Annotated in this window: 16 protein-coding genes; 9 read left to right on the forward strand and 7 right to left on the reverse strand. The window is 63.8% G+C overall.

Annotated elements, in window-relative coordinates:
* Positions 1–192 (reverse strand): CoA-transferase (locus HQ354_RS14575; RefSeq protein ID WP_308115203.1); only part of this gene is annotated, 192 nt, incomplete at its 3' end.
* Positions 189–935: a CoA transferase subunit A gene (locus HQ354_RS14580; RefSeq protein WP_222635100.1), complete on the reverse strand. Its 747-nt coding sequence runs from the start codon at positions 933–935 to the stop codon at positions 189–191. The genes HQ354_RS14575 and HQ354_RS14580, both read right to left, overlap by 4 nt.
* A 74-nt stretch (positions 936–1,009) precedes the next feature.
* Between HQ354_RS14580 and pcaD the strand changes: the two genes are divergently transcribed.
* From pcaD to HQ354_RS14595, 3 genes are read left to right on the forward strand one after another with little or no spacing between them, the layout of a single operon-like run.
* Positions 1,010–1,780, forward strand: a complete 771-nt coding sequence (gene pcaD, locus HQ354_RS14585) for a 3-oxoadipate enol-lactonase (RefSeq protein WP_222635099.1) — start codon at positions 1,010–1,012, stop codon at positions 1,778–1,780.
* The gene (locus tag HQ354_RS14590; protein WP_222635098.1) at positions 1,777–2,598 is read left to right on the forward strand and encodes an IclR family transcriptional regulator C-terminal domain-containing protein; all 822 of its coding nucleotides are present in this window, start codon (positions 1,777–1,779) and stop codon (positions 2,596–2,598) included. Before pcaD ends, HQ354_RS14590 begins: the two co-directional genes overlap by 4 nt.
* Positions 2,591–3,802, forward strand: a complete 1,212-nt coding sequence (locus HQ354_RS14595) for an acetyl-CoA C-acetyltransferase (protein ID WP_222635097.1) — start codon at positions 2,591–2,593, stop codon at positions 3,800–3,802. The genes HQ354_RS14590 and HQ354_RS14595 overlap by 8 nt, the downstream gene beginning before the upstream one ends.
* 29 nt (positions 3,803–3,831) lie before the next feature.
* Here the strand turns inward: HQ354_RS14595 and HQ354_RS14600 are convergent, their stop codons facing one another.
* From HQ354_RS14600 to benA, 5 genes are all read right to left on the reverse strand, one after another.
* Positions 3,832–5,115: a benzoate/H(+) symporter BenE family transporter gene (locus HQ354_RS14600; protein WP_222635096.1), complete on the reverse strand. Its 1,284-nt coding sequence runs from the start codon at positions 5,113–5,115 to the stop codon at positions 3,832–3,834.
* Between the two features lie 31 nt (positions 5,116–5,146).
* Positions 5,147–7,867 (reverse strand): LuxR family transcriptional regulator, encoded by a 2,721-nt coding sequence (locus HQ354_RS14605; RefSeq protein WP_222635095.1) that lies wholly within the window; start codon positions 7,865–7,867, stop codon positions 5,147–5,149.
* A 62-nt stretch (positions 7,868–7,929) separates the two neighbouring features.
* Complete coding sequence (gene benC / locus HQ354_RS14610) at positions 7,930–10,638, reverse strand: benzoate 1,2-dioxygenase electron transfer component BenC (RefSeq protein WP_222635094.1); 2,709 nt, start codon at positions 10,636–10,638, stop codon at positions 7,930–7,932.
* 45 nt (positions 10,639–10,683) lie between these two features.
* On the reverse strand, positions 10,684–11,217 hold the full coding sequence (gene benB, locus HQ354_RS14615; protein ID WP_222635093.1) for a benzoate 1,2-dioxygenase small subunit: 534 nt from the start codon (positions 11,215–11,217) through the stop codon (positions 10,684–10,686).
* Position 11,218: 1 nt separating this feature from the next.
* Positions 11,219–12,607, reverse strand: a complete 1,389-nt coding sequence (gene benA, locus HQ354_RS14620; protein WP_222635092.1) for a benzoate 1,2-dioxygenase large subunit — start codon at positions 12,605–12,607, stop codon at positions 11,219–11,221.
* 229 nt (positions 12,608–12,836) lie between these two features.
* On the opposite strand from benA, the gene HQ354_RS14625 reads away from it, so the two are divergent.
* The 6 genes from HQ354_RS14625 (at position 12,837) to HQ354_RS14650 (ending at position 18,639) form a co-directional block, all read left to right on the forward strand.
* Complete coding sequence (locus HQ354_RS14625) at positions 12,837–13,763, forward strand: LysR family transcriptional regulator (protein WP_222635091.1); 927 nt, start codon at positions 12,837–12,839, stop codon at positions 13,761–13,763.
* Positions 13,760–14,863, forward strand: coding sequence for a mandelate racemase/muconate lactonizing enzyme family protein (locus HQ354_RS14630; protein ID WP_222635090.1), 1,104 nt, complete (start codon positions 13,760–13,762; stop codon positions 14,861–14,863). Before HQ354_RS14625 ends, HQ354_RS14630 begins: the two co-directional genes overlap by 4 nt.
* Before the next feature lie 51 nt (positions 14,864–14,914).
* Positions 14,915–15,763, forward strand: a complete 849-nt coding sequence (catA, locus tag HQ354_RS14635) for a catechol 1,2-dioxygenase (protein ID WP_222635089.1) — start codon at positions 14,915–14,917, stop codon at positions 15,761–15,763.
* Positions 15,764–15,774: 11 nt separating this feature from the next.
* Positions 15,775–16,059 carry a muconolactone Delta-isomerase gene (catC, locus tag HQ354_RS14640; protein WP_222635088.1) on the forward strand — a complete coding sequence of 95 codons (285 nt, stop codon included), beginning with the start codon at positions 15,775–15,777 and terminating at the stop codon, positions 16,057–16,059.
* A 19-nt stretch (positions 16,060–16,078) separates the two neighbouring features.
* Complete coding sequence (locus HQ354_RS14645; protein WP_222635087.1) at positions 16,079–17,047, forward strand: helix-turn-helix domain-containing protein; 969 nt, start codon at positions 16,079–16,081, stop codon at positions 17,045–17,047.
* A 128-nt stretch (positions 17,048–17,175) separates the two neighbouring features.
* The gene (locus tag HQ354_RS14650) at positions 17,176–18,639 is read left to right on the forward strand and encodes a benzaldehyde dehydrogenase (RefSeq protein ID WP_222635086.1); all 1,464 of its coding nucleotides are present in this window, start codon (positions 17,176–17,178) and stop codon (positions 18,637–18,639) included.
* Positions 18,640–18,915 lie beyond the last annotated feature (276 nt).

Raw genomic sequence — 18,915 nt, forward strand, 5'->3', positions numbered from 1 at the left:
CTCGGTCGGGTACGGCCCCACACCGAGAACGCCGTTCTCCGAATGCAATACGACGGTGATGTCGGTCGGTAGATAGTTCGGCACGAGCGTCGGCATCCCGATGCCGAGGTTCACGTATTCACCGTCGAGCAATTCCTGCGCGACCCGGGCCGCCATCTGTTCACGGGTCAATTTGATGATCGTCTCGCTCATGCCCGCACCGTCCGCTGCTCGATTCCTACTGTCACCTTGCCGACGTGCACCACACGCTGCACATGGATGCCCGGGGTGTGAATATCGTCCGGGCCGATCTCACCGGGCTCGACGAGTTCCTCGACCTGCGCAATCGTGATGCGTCCCGACGCAGCTGCGGGCGGGTTGAAGTTCCGGGCGCTGGCATGAAACACCAGGTTGCCGTGCCGGTCACCTTTCCAGGCGTGGACGAGGGCGTAGTCGGCGACGATGCCGCGTTCCATCACGTAGGTGACGCCGTCGAATTCGCGGGTCTCTTTCGGAGGGCTCGCCACCGCGATGCCGCCGCTGCCGTCGTAGCGGAGCGGCAGACCGCCGTCGGCAACCTGTGTTCCGACGCCCGCCGGGGTGAAGAACGCCGGGATCCCCGCCCCGCCCGCCCGCAGTCGCTCGGTGAGTGTGCCCTGCGGCGTCAGCTCGACCTCGAGTTCACCGGCGAGATACTGGCGCGCGAACTCTTTGTTCGACCCGACGTAGGAGGAAATCGTGCGACGGATACGACGCTTCTCCAGCAGCACACCGAGCCCGAAACTATCTGTGCCGCAATTGTTGCTGACGATCTCCAGATCCGATGCGCCGTGATCGAGCACGGCACCGATCAGGATCTCGGGAACACCGACCAGCCCGAAACCACCCACGGCGATCGAGGCTCCATCCGGCAGATCCGCCACCGCGTCGGCGGCGCTCGCTACGACTTTGTCCATGGCTCGACCATACCTGACAACGTACGCTTTGTGAACACCTCGCCACTATGCGAACACTGGGCTATATTAGAATGATGACCGTCGAACTTTCGTACGACCTCGTTGCGGCTACCAGCCCGACGACCCAGACAGTGGTGTTCATCGGCTCCCTCGGGTCGACCCGGTCCATGTGGGACGCTCAAGTCGAAGCGCTGTCCGACCACCTCGATGTGATTGCGGTGGACCTACGAGGCCACGGAACCTCACCCGTTTCGATCGGCCCCTACACCGTCGCTGAACTTGCCGACGACGTCCTGGCTCTGCTCGACTCACTCGGCCGCGAACACGTTCACCTCGTGGGGTTGTCCCTCGGTGGCGCAATCGCTCAATGGATTTCGGTACACCGTCCCGAACGGGTCGCATCGCTCACACTTCTGTGCACGTCGGCGCGTTTCGGTGACCCGCAGGGTTGGATCGACCGCGCCGCGACCGTCCGTGACCACGGCACGCGGTCGATCGCCGACGCGGTGCTCGAACGCTGGTTCACAGTCGACTTCGGCGAAAGTGTCGATGCGTACCGGAACATGATCGCCTCCACCTCGGACGAGGGCTATGCAGCCTGCTGTGAAGCGCTGGCAGGGTGGGACAACCGCGCCGATCTGGGGAACATCTCGTCGCCGACGCTCGTCATCGCAGGCAAGGAAGATCCGGCGACCACGCCTGCCGATATGGCCGTCATCGCCGACGGTATTCCCAGGGCGGAGTTTCACGTCCTGTCCCCTGCCGCACACCTTGCGAATGTCGAACAGTACGAACAGGTTTCACGGCTACTGAAGGACCACATCGGAAGAGCCGAGAACGCATGATCGATCGTGAACCGGCGGGCCCGTCTTCGGACTACGTACAGTCGCTCGGTCGCGGATTGGCCGTGATCAAAGCGTTCGACGGCGTCAACCCCCGACGTACGTTGACCGACGTCGCCAAGACCACCGATCTGACCCGGGCGACCGCGCGACGCTTCCTGCTGACGCTCGTCGAACTCGGCTACGTGCGCACCGACGGCTCGCTGTTCTGGCTCACCCCGAGAGTGCTCGAACTCGGCTACAGCTACCTGTCCTCGCTCACGTTGCCCGACGTCGCCGGCCCCCACCTCGAAGCACTCTCCCAGCGGGTGCACGAATCGTCGTCGGTGTCCATCCTCGACGGCGACGACGTCGTCTACGTCGCCCGCGTCCAGGTCTCACGAATCATGACCGTCGCGATCACCATCGGCACCCGCTTCCCCGCCTACGCCACCTCGATGGGCCGAGTCCTGTTGGCAGGACTCTCATCCGACGAACTCGACGCCTACCTGTCACGACTGGACCCGACGCCGCTGACCGGTAAGACCATCACCGACATCGCATCCCTCCGCGCCGAACTCGAATCCGTTCGCGCACAGGGCTATTGCCTGGTCGACCAAGAACTCGAAGCAGGCCTACGCTCGATCGCCGCACCGATCCACGACACCACCGGCACCGTCGTCGCCGCCGCGAACGTCTCCACCCCTGCCGCCCGGCACTCCGCCGACGCCGCCCGTGAACACCTCCTCCCCGCCCTCCTGGCCGCCGCCCACGCAATCGACACCGACCTACGCCGCCTGGACACGAACTCCACCGACAAACAAGGACATCGACATGCCTGACGCCGTCATCTGCGAACCCCTCCGCACCCCAGTCGGCCGCTTCGGCGGCATGTTCTCCGGCATCGCACCCGAAACTCTCGCCGCCACCGTCATCACCGAACTGGTTGCGCGCACCGGTATATCCGGATCCGACATCGACGACGTCATCCTCGGCCAAGCATCACCGAACGGGGAAGCACCCGCACTCGGCCGCGTCGCCGCCCTCGACGCAGGCCTCGGCATCGACGTCCCAGGACAACAGATCGACCGCCGCTGCGGATCCGGCCTCCAAGCCGTCCTACAGGCCTGCATGCACGTACAGACCGGCGCCAGCGACCTCGTCCTCGCCGGCGGCGCGGAAAGCATGAGCCAGGCCGAGTTCTACACCACCGGCATGCGCTGGGGCGTCAAAGCCGACGCCGTCGCACTCTCCGACCGTCTCGCCCGCGCCCGCGTCACCGCAGGCGGCAAGAACTTCCCCGTGCCCGGCGGGATGATCGAAACCGCCGAAAACCTACGGGCGGAATTCTCCATCAGCCGCGAAGACCAGGACGCCCTCGCCGCCGCCTCCCACCACAAAGCCGTCGCCGCCCAGAAAAACGGTGTCTTCGCCGAAGAAATCGTCGGAATCTCTGTCCCGCAGCGTAAATCGGATCCGATCGTGGTCGACACCGACGAGCACCCCCGCGCCGACACCTCCATCGAATCGCTGGCCAAGCTGCGCGCCATCCGTTCGAAGATCGACCCCGACTCCACCGTCACCGCCGGCAACGCCAGCGGCCAGAACGACGGCGCCGCCCTCGCCATCGTCACCACCCCCGAAAAGGCCGCCCAACTCGGCCTGCGACCCATCGCGAAACTCGTCTCCTGGGCCGTCGCGGGAGTGCCGCCGCGGACCATGGGCATCGGCCCCGTCCCAGCCACCGAGAAAGCCCTCGGCCGAGCAGGACTGACCCTGGACGACATGGGCGTCATCGAACTCAACGAAGCCTTCGCCGCCCAGACTCTGGCCGTCCTGCGCACCTGGAACATCGAACCCGACGACCCACGACTGAACCCCCACGGCTCCGGCATCTCCCTCGGCCACCCCGTCGGCGCCACCGGCGGACGCATCCTCGCCACCCTCCTACGCGAAATGCGGCGCCGCGACACCCGCTACGGCCTCGAAACCATGTGCATCGGCGGCGGACAAGGCCTCGCAGCAATATTCGAAAACGTACGCTGACGTCAACCGAACCGGACCGCGGGGGCGTGTCACGCTCGAGCGGGCTCACGGTCGAGTAACCATGCTGCCAGGATTCCGGCGCCCAGACCCCAGACCGGCGCGCTCAAACCCGCAATCTGGATTCCGGACACAGTGACAACGAACGTCACCAACGGGCCGAATGGGGGTCTGGCCTTACCTGCGTCCTCCCTCGAAGGCGAGAAGGCCGCTGCGAATGCACCCCTCAAGGCGTCGAGCATCGCGACGCCGGCCAATGCGGCGACGAACGTGTGCGGCACCACCGACAGTCCCCACACCAAGGCGGGCGCGAACACACCCACGACGACTGCGACGACGCCGCACACGATCCCCGCCACATATTGCCGACGTCGTTCTCCGTCGGCGACCAGCAGTGCGTTCGATGGCCCCGCGAGACACGAGGACACCGCACCCACGAACGCGGCGAGCACCGACCAGAAACCACTGAACAACGTGATCATCGTCAGGGGTGGTCGATGGCCGGACGCTGTCAATACTGCCGTTCCCTGCGCGTTCTGCACCGCGATCACGGTGATCGCCAGCGGCAGCACGAGTTGTAGGCACGTTTCCGCGTTCCAGGTGGGGGATACCAGCGACGGCAGTCCCACGGGTGAGAAGCCATCCGAACCCGCAGGTGTCGACGGGCTCCACCCCGTCACCAGAGGCGCTACCAGACCCACGCACAGCGCCGCGAAGATGGGAGGGAACTGTCGACCGCCTACTCGGAATCGAGTCGCCGCCAGCCACGCGATCACCATCGAACCAGCAACTACCGCGTCCGACGACACCGAACGCACCAGTTCTGTACCGAACGACAGAAAGGCCCCGGCAACCAATGCCATGACGAGACGGTGAGGTACCGCGCTCATCACCGTCTTTACGGCACCGGTCGCGCCCAGAACTGCGATGAGTACACCGGTGACGATGTAGGCCCCGACGACGTCCGACCATCTGGACGTCGGCAGTGCCTGACCGACGATGACCGTCCCCGGGATCGTCCAGAAGAACGCCAACGGCATACGGTAAACCCAACTGGCAACACACGTCAGCAACCCGTTGAGGACGAACACTCCGAAGATCCACGACGCAATCTGCGGTCCGGTCAGCGAACCAGCCGTGCCCGCAGCCATGATGACCGCGACCGGTCCCGTCGCCGAGAACAACACGGCGGTGACCCCAGAACCAAGGTAGGCGGCACCGAAGTCCTTGGCCAGCTCGGCCCAGCGGGCTGGCCGCCGGGCTGGGATTTCGATCCCACCCCGCAGAGTGCGTGTCTGATCGTCCAGAGAAGTCATGCTGTTCCTCGGGTGTTCACGTTATCGATTCTCACTGGGCTGCATCTCCTGAGCCGCTCGCGCGGGCCGCCAATTCCGCTCTGGACCGAATTCCCAGTTTCGAGTAGACCCGCGTCAGGTGGAATTGCACGGTCTTGACGGATAAGAACAACTCGGCTGCTACCTCTCGGTTCGTCATACCGGTGGCGACCAACCCGGCCACTGCTTCTTCCTGCGGGGTCAGCGTGTCATGTGAGCGGTCCTTCAGCACCGCGTTCATGCCGCCGGCCTTCAGCTCACGATCACATCTGGCGACGTAGGTCGCCGCACCGAGAGCCGAGTAATCCTCCCGCGCAGCAGTTATCACGACGTCGGCCTCACGGCGTTTGCCTGCCCGGCGCAGCGTCAATCCGTACACGTAATTGACTCGCGCGCGGTCGTAGATCAGCGGGAGCGATGCGAGCGACGCCAGCGCCTCCTCGAAACAGATTCGCGCAGAATTCAATTCGTTCCGCGCTCCGTGCCAGCGTCCGCGTGCGCACGAGAGTCTGGCCAGAGCCGACTTGTGGCCGCGACTGACGGCTCGCTCCTCATGGTGGGACAGGAACACATCGGCCTCCGACAATCGGCCTTCGATAACCAATGCGTTGGCATAGACATCCTGCCACGGCCAGAACCCCGGCTCGGATACGTCACCCTGTGCCCAGGCTTCTGTGAGGGGCCCCAGTGCACGCAGAACACCGGCGTAATCAGCCCTGGCCTCGGCGATCGCCGCTCGTCCCAGAGCTGCCGGCACCCGCATGATTTCGTACTCGCGCGCGCCGGCGTCTCCGGCTCTCGCCGATTCGGACGCGGCATTCCAATCGCCGCGAAGAGCATGAATCTGCGTGCTGGTCCACCGCAGCAGCGGAGTCATCAACGCTGCACCGGATCGCGAGGCAAGATCGACACCGCTGTCGACGATTCTCAGCGCGGCCCCCCAGTCGCCTGTGACGAAGTAGGTTCGAGCCAGCCAGGAATGAGCCCACAGCGAAATACGAGTCGAGCCACCCAGAAAGTCCGTCGGCGTTGCCGACTCCAGTTCCACTCGGGCGATGTCGATCTGGTCGGTGGCTAAATGCAGCCAACCGGAACCGATTTGGACCCGCTGCCCGACGGCCCCGGTGTGCGCATACGACCAGAGGTTTTTGTAGCTCCTCAGGGCCTCCACGACGTGACCCGTGCCGCCCAGTCCGAGACCGCGAATGGATTGAGCCTCGATCGCGGTCGGACTCGAGGTGCCGACGAGTTCGATGGCACGATCGGCCCACTTCACGAGTTCGGTTCCATTGCAGCGGGCGAGATTGTGCAGAACCTGTCGATGACAGACGACTGCAGCAACGTCGGGTTCGTGGCGGACACGGACCATTTCCCACGCTCGATCCAGTCGTGCGCCGGCCTCCTGTGGACGGCCGCGCATGATGGCGAGGTAGCCCAGAACCGCACTGCGCATGGCAGTTTCGCGGAAACTCTCGATCTCGGCGACGTACCCCGACGCCGTCGGCACGTCGCCCGCCCCGATGAGAGCATCCACCGCCAGCACCAGGCGGTCGTCTCGCTTGTGTGTGTCGCCACTGGACCGACTGGCCAGCGAGTACAGATTCGCGGCCGCCGCCCACTCCCCCTTACCCGCGCGCTCGACAGCCAGTGCCTCCAGCTTGTCCGACAACGCCGAGTCCGGCCCAGGCGTCACCTCGACGAGATGCGCCAACACACTGGCGGGGTCCTCGACCATGCCGGCAGCTGTTCGGTGCAAGTCGGCTTGTTCGACACGCCCGAGGGCAGCGAGGATACCGGCTCTGATCATGGCATCCGGGCAGGCCAGTACTGTCGAAGTCGACAGTCTTTCGACCCTGATCAGGCCAGCCCTCTCGGCCGCATCGACCGCGGCCCACGGCTCGACCTCGATGCGTGCAACCTGCAGCGCGACGTGCACGGAAGCCGGGGCGCCGAGGACTGCGACGGCGCTGCACAGTCGCCGGGTGTCGTCGTCGAACTCGGCGAGACTTTCGCGTACAGCCGAGGAGAGAAACGATGGCGCCGGCAGATCGAACCGCGTGCGGTTCCACGCGTCTCCGTCGAGTTCGTCCAGCAACGCTGCGATGTGACGTGGCCGGCCGCCGGTATGACGCGTCAACTGCGTCGCGGCGGACTGAGTCAGAACGATTCCTCGCAGTGCCGCCATGTCGGCGACATCGACGGGTCCGAGTGGCCGAACCGGTAGCGTCACGTCCGCTGCCCTGTCCAGAATGTTGTTCGCCGACACTCGATTTGCCGTGCCGAGAGTGCGGCAGCAAATGACGGCGACAGCTCGGTCCCGGTGGAACCTGACCACCGACGCGAGCAATTCGAGGGAGTCGACATCGGCGTGCTCCGCGTCGTCCACCGCTACGACGACTGCGGACGGCTCGTGCGAAGTGGGGACCCCCGTCGATGACAACACTGCATCCAACCGAGCTTCGAACGTTTCGCACTCCGCAAGGGCCGCGTTCACCCCAGGAAACAACTGCCGAAGCACACCGCCTGCGATGGAGGATTCCCATGGAACTGCATGCAGTTGCCTGACGTCCACGTTCGCGCTCTGCCGAAAACGTTCGAGAACGGTGTCGAGGAGAGCCGTCTTGCCCGACCCCGAACGCCCCTCCAGAACGATGAACGTGGACCGCGAGCCGACTGCACGGACCAACTCCGCGACAATCGGCTCCCGGCCTGTCAGTTCAACGTGTTCACTCACCCGTTCACCGTAGTCAACGACCCGGTCAGGAGATGGTGCGAAGCATCGAGCGATCACAGCGCTCAGCCGAGATCGCCCCCGGCAACCGGAAGCACCGTGCCGGTGATGTACGACGCTTCGTCCGAAGCCAGGAAGCAGATTGCCGCTGCTTGCTCGTCGAGGGTGCCGTACCGCCCGAGAAGTGAGGATCCGACGGTCTGGTCCACGAGCTCCTGGTACCAGGACCTCTCCTGATCGCTCGACAGCCCCGGCCCACGGGCGATACGGCGTGGCGGCGCATCGGTACCGCCGGGAGCAGTTGCTGCGACACGAATGCCGTACGGCGCCACCTCTTGCGCCAAGTTAGCGGTGATCGCGTTGACACCTCCCTTGGCCGCACCGTAGGGAACGCGGTTGATCCCCCGGGTCGCCACGGACGAGACGTTGACGATCGTGCCCTGCCGCCGCTCGATCATGTGCGGCACCACGGCGCGGCAGGACCACAGCGTCGGGAAGAGAGAGCGAGAGATCTCCTTCTCGATCTGGTCCGGCGGGTATTCGGCCAGCGGCTTCGCCCAGATCGTTCCTCCCACCACGTGGATGGAGACGTCGACCCGTCCATGCCGCGCGATAGCAGCCTCGACTACGGACGACGCACCTTCCCACGTCTCGAGGTCCGCCAGAACGGCAGTGACATGAGCCTCGTCGTGGTGCAATTCTTCGGCCAACGACTCGACGAGCTCTGAACGATCGGCGAGCACGAGATCGCCGCCCTCCGCCGAGATACGTCGAGCGACCCATTCACCGATGCCCTGCGCTGCACCCGTGACGAGAACGACCTTGCCGGCGAAGCGTCCCGGATGCACGAAAGCTGGCTTCTTGCTCTTCTCGATGTCCTGCATCGCTCGGCGCATCGTGACCTTCGACCTCTCTGCGTGCTCCGCGATGAGCGTCCGCGCGCGGTCTCGATCCTGCGCATCGAAGGCGTCGACGATATCGACGTGGTCCTGCGCACACGACGGCTCACACCACGTCGCGTTACGCAGCGTCTCGGCCATTGCGGCCTTCACGCCGAGCGCCTGATACGCCTGCAACAAGTGTTCGTTGCCGGTCTGCGTGAACAGGTAGTCGTGGAACGCGGCATTGGTCTCGGTGTACGCAGCCGCATCGACGAACTGGTCTCCGTCGACGTAACGCGTCGTCGTCTCGGCTAGGAGCCTGTAGCCGGCCAATTGCTGCGACGACAGGCGACCGATCACCAGCTCCAGTGCACCCAGTTCCAGAGCACGACGAGCTTCGAACACCGCGTCCGACTCGTGCACCGAGGGATGCTCTTCACCGATTTCGTACGAATCCGACGCAGCCATGTCCTCGCGAGTGACGTGCGGTTCGATATCGCGCTCCGGCCAGATGGTCTGACCGGCGACCGATCGTGCATCGCCGGCCCGAAGGATGGCGTCGTCGTCGTCAAGCGGCGAGAGGGGACCGGTCGAGCCGGGCTTGCCGACGCGCTGGCCGGCGATCGCCCGCAACGTCACCAGCTCCTCGTCCGGGCTCACCGGTGCGACCACGTCCGGTGCCCGGTACTCCCGGGCTTCGAATACCGTTTGGCCGCACACCGTCCGGCGCGTCGCGTCACCCTCGATATTCTCGTCGGCCGAGCTCTCGGACGCCGGGCGTTCGCTACGGTCGGTCTTCTTTTCGGTCGGAGCAGGCACTGCAGCGTCCGGCTCCTCCGCGACGACTTCCGTCTCGGGAGCCGAGCTCGGCTCACCTTCCGTGGGCTTCGACGACGGCGCGAACTTCTCGTAGTAGAAGCCGGTAGGTTCGACGCCCTCGTTCGTGAAGTAGGAACGAACTGCCTCGACCATCGGGGGCGGACCACACAAGTACACCGCGACGTCACCGTCGTACAGGTGCTTCGGCTCGATCAAGCCGGTGACGTAGCCCTTGTGCTCAGCAGTACTGTTCGGATCCGCCACGCAGTAGTCCCACGTGAGGTTCTCGAGACTCTTCGCCAGTTGTTCGAGTTCATCGAGCAGAACGACGTCGTCGTCCGTACTCGCCCCGTAGACCAAATGCACCGGACGAGAGGAATTCTCGTCGTTCAGTTTCCGCAGAATGGACAGGATCGGAGCGAGCCCGGTGCCGCCTGCGAGCAGAAGGGCCGGCCGATCGGCCTCGCGCAGAAAGAAACTTCCGTGCGGCCCGGTGAAGGAGATGTCGTTCCCTACCTCCGCGCGCTCGTCGAGGAACGTCGACATCAAACCACCCGGCGTGAGCTTGACCAGGAATTCCAGTTCCTCGGCCCCCGGAGTGTTGCTGAAGGAGTACGAGCGGGTCTCCTCACCGCCGGGCACCGAGATGTTGACGTACTGGCCAGGCAGAAACGCCAGATCCACACTTTCGGGAGATCGGACCACCAAGCGGACAGTTGTCGGCGAAAGCCGGTCCACCGCAGTGATCGTCGTCAGATACGTCGATGCCTGCGTCTTCGCCACCGCCGACGTACTGGCGATCTGGAGAACAAGATCGGACTTCGGAGTCATACTGCACGGCAGGCAGTAACCCTGCTCGGACTCGCTGTCGGACAACGCATCCTCGAGATACACACCGCCGTTGTAGTCACCCGATTCGCACAACGCCTTGCACGTTCCGCACGCTCCGTCACGGCAGTCGAGCGGAATGTTGATGCGGGATCGGTACGCGGCATCGGCGACGGTCTGTCCATCCGCGCAGGTGATGAAGCGGGTCACCCCGTCCTCGAAGGACAGGGCTACGCGGTGACTCATGAGGTTCCTCTCTCGGCGGCCGAAAGGTCGTGCGGCTGAACTGGTTCAGAAGTGATAGATGTCGACGACGTGATGGATGTAGTCGTTCTTCAGCACCACCGTCTTGCGACGGATGAGCGGCGACTCGCCGGAGAAGTCGATCGTGTAGAAGGAGGTGCCGTAGTACGGGTCGACTGTCTTGTACCGGAAGTACATGGTGTGCCAGTTGAATCGCACATCGACGATGTCGCCTCGACGTTCGATGACCTCCACGTTGCTGATGTTGTGAGAAGTTCGAGGCTCGGGAATCGATGTCGCACTGGACCGTTCGGTCCGGATACGGAACACCCGATCTTCGAGCCCGCCCTTGTTCTCGTAGTAGATCAGCGAGATGTCGGTCTGGGGGTCTTCGGTCAACTGCTCGTTGTCGTCCCAGCACGGCATCCAGTACTCGACGTCGTCGGCGTAGCAGGTGAGCCATTTTTCGAACTCACGGTCATCGAGGTAGCGGGCCTCGCGGTAAAGGAATTGCTCGATGGCGTTCTGGGTGATCAGCGTCGAAGCGCTCGTGTTCGTGTTCTGTGGTGCAGCGGTGGTCATGTCACGCCTTCTTCGTCGTCGCGGAATCGGTTCCGTCACCGGCACGCTCACGCTCGATGGCGTCGAGCATTGTCTGACGCCAGTAGCCGTGCTGAACCGGGTAGAGGCCTTCGTCCTCGTTTCTGACACCCGCTGAGATGACACCCGGCATTTCCAAAGCTTCGGCGACGGGGTCCGGGCCGGTGAGCCAGTGCTCGGCTCCGCGGCTCATGTCGTTCCACGGAGCATTGGTGGCCTGGAAAGTCAGCTGGCAGGAGCGGAACTCCTCAAGATCGTCCGGTGTGGCCATACCCGACGCGTTGAAGAAGTCCTCGTACTGACGGATACGGTGCGACCGAGCCTTGGCGCTTTCACCCTTGGGGGCGATGCAGTAGATGGTGACTTCGGTCTTGTCCGGAGAAATCGGCCTGAAGTGCCGAATCTGCGTGCTGAACTGATCCATGATGTAGACGTTCGGGTACACGCAGAGATTGCGGGAACCCTTCACCATGAACTCGCCCTTCGCATCGCCGAACTTCTCCTTCAGTTCGTCCATGCGGTCCCAGAGCGGACGGTCCTCGGGGTTCGCGGCCCACGTCCACAAGCACAGGTGGCCGTTCGGGTACGACCAGTAGCCGCCTCCCGACTTGCCCCAACCGCCGGCATCGAGTGCCTTGGTCGAGTTCTTGGATTGTCCGTTGTTGCGACGCGACGTGGTCGCGGCGTAGTTCCAGTGAGTGGCCGTGACGTGGTAGCCGTCGGCGCCGTTCTCCGCCTGCACCTTCCAGTTGCCGTCGTAGGTGTACGTCGACGATCCTCGGAGCACCTCGAGCCCGTCGGGAGATTGATCGACAAGCATGTCGATCACCTTCGTCGTGTCACCGAGATGTTCGGCAAGCGTCGAGACGTCGTCGTTCAGCGAGCCGAAGAGGAAACCTCGGTAGCTTTCGAACCTGGGCACCTTCGTCAAATTGTGGGATCCGTCGACGTCGAAGCTGGCAGGATAGCCTGCTCCTTCGGGATCCTTGACCTTGAGCAGCGTGCCGTCGTTGCGGAACGTCCACCCGTGAAACGGGCAGGTGAGAGTGGTCCGATTATCGGTCTTGCGGCGGCAGAGCATTGCACCGCGGTGAGCGCAAGCGTTGATGAGGCAGTGCAACTCGCCGTTTTTGTCACGCGTGATCACAACAGGCTGCCGGCCCATGTAAACCGTGAAGTAGTCGCCGTTGTTCGGAAGCTGGCTCTCGTGGGCGAGGTAGATCCAATTGCCCTCGAAAATGTGCTTCATCTCCAGCTCGAAGACTTCTTCGTCGGTGAAGATGCTGCGGTTGGCGCGATAGACACCGGCGTCGGGATCGTCCACGACTGCGTTGGCGACTGTTCTGAGCGCCTGGTCCAGAGTCTCGGTCATTGGTCCTCCCAGGAATGTGATCGAAGCTTGTCTACGACGATGACAGGACGTGTTCGCGGTCACACCAGGCAAATGCCTAGACACCACCCGGGCATCCATTCATAAGTGCCGACGATGAATCCAATGCTGGTCCGTCTTTGTCGGTAATGAATGCGGGGATTTAGTGTGGGACCCATCACCACGAGCACTGAGTGAACCACGGGACTATGCGGAGGAGGTGACCCGTCACATGGAACTACGTCACCTGCATCATTTCGTCGCAGTGGCCGAGACCAAGCACTTCGGTCAGGCTGCCAAGCGTTTGTATCTTGCCCAGCCTGCGCTGTCGCAGTCGGTCAGACAACTGGAAACAGAGTTGGGGGTGACCCTGCTCGCCCGCACTACGCGAACGGTGAGTCTGACTCCCGCCGGCGAATTCTTCTATCGCGAGGCGACCAGAATTCTGGAGAGCCTCGCGGAATCCGTACGCGGCGTCAAACGCATCACCGATGGTCGCCTCGGGCTGGTTCGCATCGGTTTCACAGGGACCGCTGCCTTCGACCAACTCCCTGCGATATCGCGCGCCCTCAAACAACGATTGCCCGGCGTAGCACTCGAGGTACACGGCGATCTGCTGACGCCCGCCCAGGTCGAAGGACTTCGGTCCGAACATCTCGACTTGGCCGTTCTCAGACCACCAGTTGCCGGCGACGATCTGGTGGTTCGTACCATCGCCAGCGAATCCTTGCTTCTCGCCCTGCCTGCCGATCATCGACTGGCAGACCAACCCGCACTCGAAGTACTCGATGTCACCTACGAAGACTTCGTCATGTATTCCGACAGCCACTCGGCTGTGAACGAAGCAGTCGTACGAAGTTGCCGGACAGCAGGTTTCACTCCCCGTCGAGAGCACGAGGCCCCGGACACGTCGGTGCTCTTGGCTCTCGTGGCAGCCGGATTGGGAATCGCCCTGGTTCCGGAATCCGTCCGTGCGCTCAAGCTCGACGGCGTCGTCTTCCGCGACATCGCGGGGGTCGCAACCATCGACCTCGCGCTCGCGTGGCGCCAGGACAATTCGACACCTCTCGTCGAGTCGTTGGTCCGCGCGCTCGAAGAAGCAGGCATTCTTCCTTCGATGGACACTTCGCCCCCGCAGAACCTGAAAGACATATCATGAAAATTGTTGCTGTAGAAGCAATTCCATATTCCATTCCGTACGTGAAACCACTGAAATTCGCCAGTGGCGAAGTGCATGCTGCGGAGCACGTTCTCGTCAGAGTTCACACCGACGACGGCGTCGTCGGAGTTGCGGACGCACCGCCACGACCGTTCACCTACGGGGAGACGCAACGCGGCGTGGTGGCTGTCATCGAAACGATCTTCGCCCCACAGGTGATCGGCTCGGCGCTCACCGATCGCGAGATCGTGCACACGCGGCTGAACCGCACCGTGGGCAATCCAGTGGCGAAAGCTGCTGTCGACATGGCCATCTGGGACGCACTCGGACGCACATTGGACATCTCCGTCACCGACCTGCTCGGTGGCTACACCGATCGCATGCGTGTCAGCCACATGCTGGGCTTCGACACCCCTCAGGCGATGGTGGACGAAGCGACCAGGATGCGCGAGACGTACGGCATCGAGGTGTTCAAGATCAAGGTCGGACGACGACCGGTTTCGCTGGACACCGTAGTGGTCCGAGCGCTTCGCGAAGGGCTCGGCGACGACGTCGAGTTGTACGTCGACGGCAACCGCGGATGGAGTGCGTCCGAATCCGCGCGCGCCATGGCCGAGATGTCCGATCTCGGCCTGACATTGGCCGAGGAACTGTGCCCCGCAGACGATGTGCTGGGACGTCGATGGCTCGTCGGGCAACTGAATGTTCCTTTCGTTGCGGACGAATCCGCCGTGACGCAGGCGGACGTGACACGCGAGATTCTGGCGGGGTCCGCGAACGCCGTCAGCATCAAGACCGCGAGAACCGGATTCACCGGTTCACTTCGGACGCATCACCTGTGCGAGGGACTCGGCCTCGAAGTCGTCATGGGGAACCAGATCGATGGCCAGCTCGGTTCGACGTGCACCATCGCGTTCGGGGCGGCGTTCGAGCTCACCTCGAGGCGAGCCGGCGAGTTGTCGAACTTCCTGGACATGAGCGACGACCTCCTGACCGACCCACTCGATATCCGTGACGGCGCACTCTCCGTTCGACCGGGTGCAGGACTCGGCGTCGAGATCGACGCCGACAAGCTCGCCCGATACAGACAAGACACCTGACCCAAGACCAACGAACACAGCCCGCTTCACCCCGATATGCAAGGAGTAACCATGAGCGTCGATCACGCATCCGAGGTCGCCACCGCGGCGGCATCCGGAGCGAACGCAACCCAGCGATTCACCTCCGACAAGGCCATCGCCGCGTCCACCCCACCGGAGCGCGTCAGCCTCCTGGCCCGCGAGGTGCTTTCCGCGGTACACAAGACGATTCGCGACCACCAGGTCACCTACGACGAATACAACGCTCTCAAGGCGTGGCTCATCAGCGTCGGGCAGGACGGCGAATGGCCGCTGTTCCTCGACGTGTGGGTCGAGCACGTCGTCGAAGAAGTCGCCAGCGACACCCGCGAGGGCAGCAAGGGCACCATCGAGGGTCCGTACTACGTTCCCGACGCACCCGAACTCGGTTCAGAGGCAACGCTTCCCACCCGCGAACATGAGAACGGAACCCCGCTTCTGTTCCAGGGGCAGGTTCGCGACGTGGCCGGCAACGCGCTTCCCGGCGCACTCATCGAGATCTGGCACGCCGACGCCGACGGCTTCTACTCCCAATTCGCCCCCGGCATCCCCGAGTGGAACCTCCGTGGCAGCATCACCGCGGACGACGAGGGCCGCTTCAAGATCCACACCCTCAAGCCCGCTCCCTACCAGATCCCTACCGACGGCGCATGCGGCAAGCTCATCTCCGCCGCAGGCTGGCACCCCTGGCGTCCCGCACACCTGCACTTGAAGGTCGGCGTAGCCGGCCACCAGCAGATCACCACGCAGCTTTACTTCCCCGGTGATGCCCACAACGACGACGACGTCGCCGACGCCGTGAAGCCCGAACTCATTCTCGACCCGCAGGACGTCCCGGGTGGCCAGGAAGTGACGTACGACTTCGTTCTCGACAAGGCCTGAGAGGCTCATCCATGCTCTTCGCAGTGAAGATGGACGTTGCCATCCCCACCGATCTGGACCCCTCGGTTCGCTCCGACACCCTGGCTCGGGAGAAGGCGTACTCGCAGGACCTCCAACGAAGCGGGGAATGGGTGAGCATCTGGCGACTCGTCGGCCAGTACTCGAATCTCAGTATCTTCGACGTCCGGGACAACGACCGCCTGCACGAGATTCTCTGGAACCTGCCGTTGTTCCCGTACATGACCATCGATGTGACACCCTTGTCGGTGCACCCTTCAGACATCAACGCACCCTGACCGTCGTAGGAGGCCCTGCGTGTCCGCCGCCTTGTTCTCACCCCGTTCCTCCGATTCCGTGGGCGAGGAGTGGCGCACCGAACTTGGCTCGACCTTCGCGGGATTGCACCCCGAGAGGATCGATTCGTCGCTCGACCCGATGACGGGTCACATCGACAGCTCGGACATGGGCGATCTGCGGATCTTCCGGGTGACCGGAACTCCGCAGATCGTCCGCCGCAGCAAGCACAACGTTCGCACGTCCCCCACCGAGGCACTCAAGTTGTGTCGGCAGGTGCGGGGACGTGCGATCGTGCATCAGGATGACCGGGAACTCGTCATCGAGCCCGGTCAATTGGGCATCTACGACACCGGCCGCGCGTACGACCTTCGCTTGGAGGGCGACTGGGAATGCTCGGTGATGGTGTTTCCGCCTTCTGCACTACAACTTCCGCACCGTTGGTTGAACGGTGTCATGAACCGAGTTCACGATGCCTCGACCGGAGCGGGATCCGTCCTCTCGTACTTCATGACCTCCGCACTGGACCAGCCGAACGCCCAATCTCGGCGTGGCAGTGCTGAATTACGTTTTGCAGAGGCAGGCCTGCATCTACTGTCGAGTGCCGTCGCCCCGGTCGAGCCCGCCGATTCACAGTCCGATGCCGTCGCGCAACGTCTGTCGATCCTCGACCACATTCGACGAAATCTGAGCGACCCGCACTTGACACATGCCAATGTGGCGTCGGCACACGGCATTTCGCCACGGACACTCGATCGACTGTTCGAGTCCGAATCTCGTAGCGTCACGACTGCCATTCGCGAGCTGCGGTTGGACGCGGCACGCCGGGACCTACTGGACCCGAGGTCGATGCATACCAACGTCGGAGCGGTGGCGGCCCGCTGGTGTCTGAACGACGCCGCGCACTTCAGCAGACTGTACAAGCAGCGTTTCGGAGTGAGTCCATCCGCCGATCGTGAAGCCGCCGGTCGAATGTCTGGCGGAATCTGACACGAACCCGGGCGTGATTAGTCAACTGCAGCGGCGAAACCTCTCACATACTCGATGACAACGGATGTGCCCCCCATCACAAGCTGCGGGCACCCGGGCACGAATCACGACGAAAGGTATCGATCACCATGAGTACAACTCTTCTGGGCAGCGACTGGCACGGTCGCATCTACAGCGACGGTTGGCGCACCGGTGGCGGAGGAACTACAACCACCGTTGAGCCCGCCACGGGCGCAACACTCGGAGAAATCGGTCTTGCCAACGCACAGGACGTCGACGAGGCAGTGTCGCGCGCACGTGAGGCGCAGCCCGCATGGGCCGCCCTTCCGGGACCGCAGCGCGCAGCCAAGATCCGCGACATCGCCAAGCTGTTGGAGCAGCACCGAGGCGAGTTCGAAGAGTGGCTGATCCGTGAAGGCGGCGGCGTGCCGGGGAAGGCTGCGTTCGAGGTCGACCTCGTTCTCGGTGAGCTGTGGGAAGCTGCTGCGCTGCCCACTCAGCCGTACGGCCACCTTCTTCCCACCAGCGAGGCGGGACGCGAGAGCATCGGCCGACGGGTTCCCTTGGGCGTCGTCGGCGTCATCAGCCCGTGGAACTTCCCGCAAATCCTGTCCATCCGCGCGGTGGCTCCCGCTCTGGCGCTCGGAAACGCCGTCATCCTCAAGCCGGACGTACAGACGTCCGTCGCCGGCGGCGTCCTGTTCGCGCGCCTGTTCGAAGAGGCGGGACTTCCCGACGGCCTGTTCCACGTCCTCCCCGGTGATGCCGAGCCCGGCGCCGCCGTTGCTGAGCACCCCGGTATCGGCATGGTCTCGTTCACCGGCTCGACGGCGGTCGGACGCAAGGTCGGCGAGGCTGCGGGCCGCACACTCAAGCGCGTCTCGCTCGAATTGGGCGGCAACAACGCTCTCATCGTTCTCGACGACGCCGATCTCGAGACCGCCAGTTCCGCGGGTGCGTGGGGAGCGTTCCTGCACCAGGGCCAGGTGTGCATGACTGCCGGCCGACACATCGTGCTCGAGTCGGTGGCAGATCAGTACCTCGACCTGCTGGCGAATCGTGCCAAGAACCTTCCCGTCGGCGACCCCTTCACCGAGCAGGTCGCACTGGGTCCGCTCATCAACGAAAGCCAGTTGAAGAACGTCGACCGGATCGTGTCCGAGACCGTCGCAGCGGGCGCCGAGGTCCGGGCTGGCGGTAACCACCGCGGCTTGTTCTTCGAGCCCACCGTTCTCGGCGGCGTCACCACCTCGATGGCCGCGTTCCGTGAGGAGATCTTCGGCCCGGTTGCACCGGTGGTCGTCGTACGCGACGAGGAAGAGGCTGTCGCGGTCGCCAACGACACCGAATACGGCCTCGTCGCCGCCATCCAGACCGGATCCGTCGATCGTGGACGTCACATCGCGGACCGACTGCGCACCGGCATCGTGCACATCAACGACCAGACGCTCAACAACGACGCCTACGCACCGTTCGGCGGAACCGGCGCCTCGGGCAACGGATCTCGATTCGGCACTCAGAGCAGCTGGGACGAGTTCACCGAATGGCAGTGGGTCACCTCGCGTGAGCAGGCTCACCCGTTCCCGTTCTGATTCACTCCGTAACCCGAACCATCGAAACCCAGGCCACCCGACTAGGTGGTCTGGGTTTTTTGTTGTGCCGGGACAGAGATGCGTCGGACCTCGGTGCGTCATCAGGACCGGACGCTCGAGAATTTGTCACCGGGTCAAGACCTCGTGCGGGCTTGTTCGGGCTCGGAGCCCTCCCCCTCGTGCTCCTTCTACCGCTTGCGTTGGTTCGGATGCCGGGGTCACCTCGACTGGCTGGTCGCCACCGGCTGACTGGAGGAGGCCGAGGAAGTGCGCCGC

Origin of the sequence: Rhodococcus sp. BP-261 (genome assembly GCF_019835205.1) — a bacterium.
GTDB classification, from domain to species: domain Bacteria; phylum Actinomycetota; class Actinomycetes; order Mycobacteriales; family Mycobacteriaceae; genus Rhodococcoides; species Rhodococcoides kyotonensis_B.

Excerpts from the sequence above, each read along its gene's own strand:
- HQ354_RS14580 (WP_222635100.1), bottom strand. The coding sequence starts at position 935 with ATGGACAAAGTCGTAGCGAGCGCCGCCGACGCGGTGGCGGATCTGCCG.
- pcaD (WP_222635099.1), top strand. The coding sequence starts at position 1,010 with ATGACCGTCGAACTTTCGTACGACCTCGTTGCGGCTACCAGCCCGACG.
- HQ354_RS14590 (WP_222635098.1), top strand. The coding sequence starts at position 1,777 with ATGATCGATCGTGAACCGGCGGGCCCGTCTTCGGACTACGTACAGTCG.
- HQ354_RS14595 (WP_222635097.1), top strand. The coding sequence starts at position 2,591 with ATGCCTGACGCCGTCATCTGCGAACCCCTCCGCACCCCAGTCGGCCGC.
- HQ354_RS14600 (WP_222635096.1), bottom strand. The coding sequence starts at position 5,115 with ATGACTTCTCTGGACGATCAGACACGCACTCTGCGGGGTGGGATCGAA.
- benC (WP_222635094.1), bottom strand. The coding sequence starts at position 10,638 with ATGAGTCACCGCGTAGCCCTGTCCTTCGAGGACGGGGTGACCCGCTTC.
- benB (WP_222635093.1), bottom strand. The coding sequence starts at position 11,217 with ATGACCACCGCTGCACCACAGAACACGAACACGAGCGCTTCGACGCTG.
- benA (WP_222635092.1), bottom strand. The coding sequence starts at position 12,607 with ATGACCGAGACTCTGGACCAGGCGCTCAGAACAGTCGCCAACGCAGTC.
- HQ354_RS14625 (WP_222635091.1), top strand. The coding sequence starts at position 12,837 with ATGGAACTACGTCACCTGCATCATTTCGTCGCAGTGGCCGAGACCAAG.
- HQ354_RS14630 (WP_222635090.1), top strand. The coding sequence starts at position 13,760 with ATGAAAATTGTTGCTGTAGAAGCAATTCCATATTCCATTCCGTACGTG.
- catA (WP_222635089.1), top strand. The coding sequence starts at position 14,915 with ATGAGCGTCGATCACGCATCCGAGGTCGCCACCGCGGCGGCATCCGGA.
- catC (WP_222635088.1), top strand. The coding sequence starts at position 15,775 with ATGCTCTTCGCAGTGAAGATGGACGTTGCCATCCCCACCGATCTGGAC.
- HQ354_RS14650 (WP_222635086.1), top strand. The coding sequence starts at position 17,176 with ATGAGTACAACTCTTCTGGGCAGCGACTGGCACGGTCGCATCTACAGC.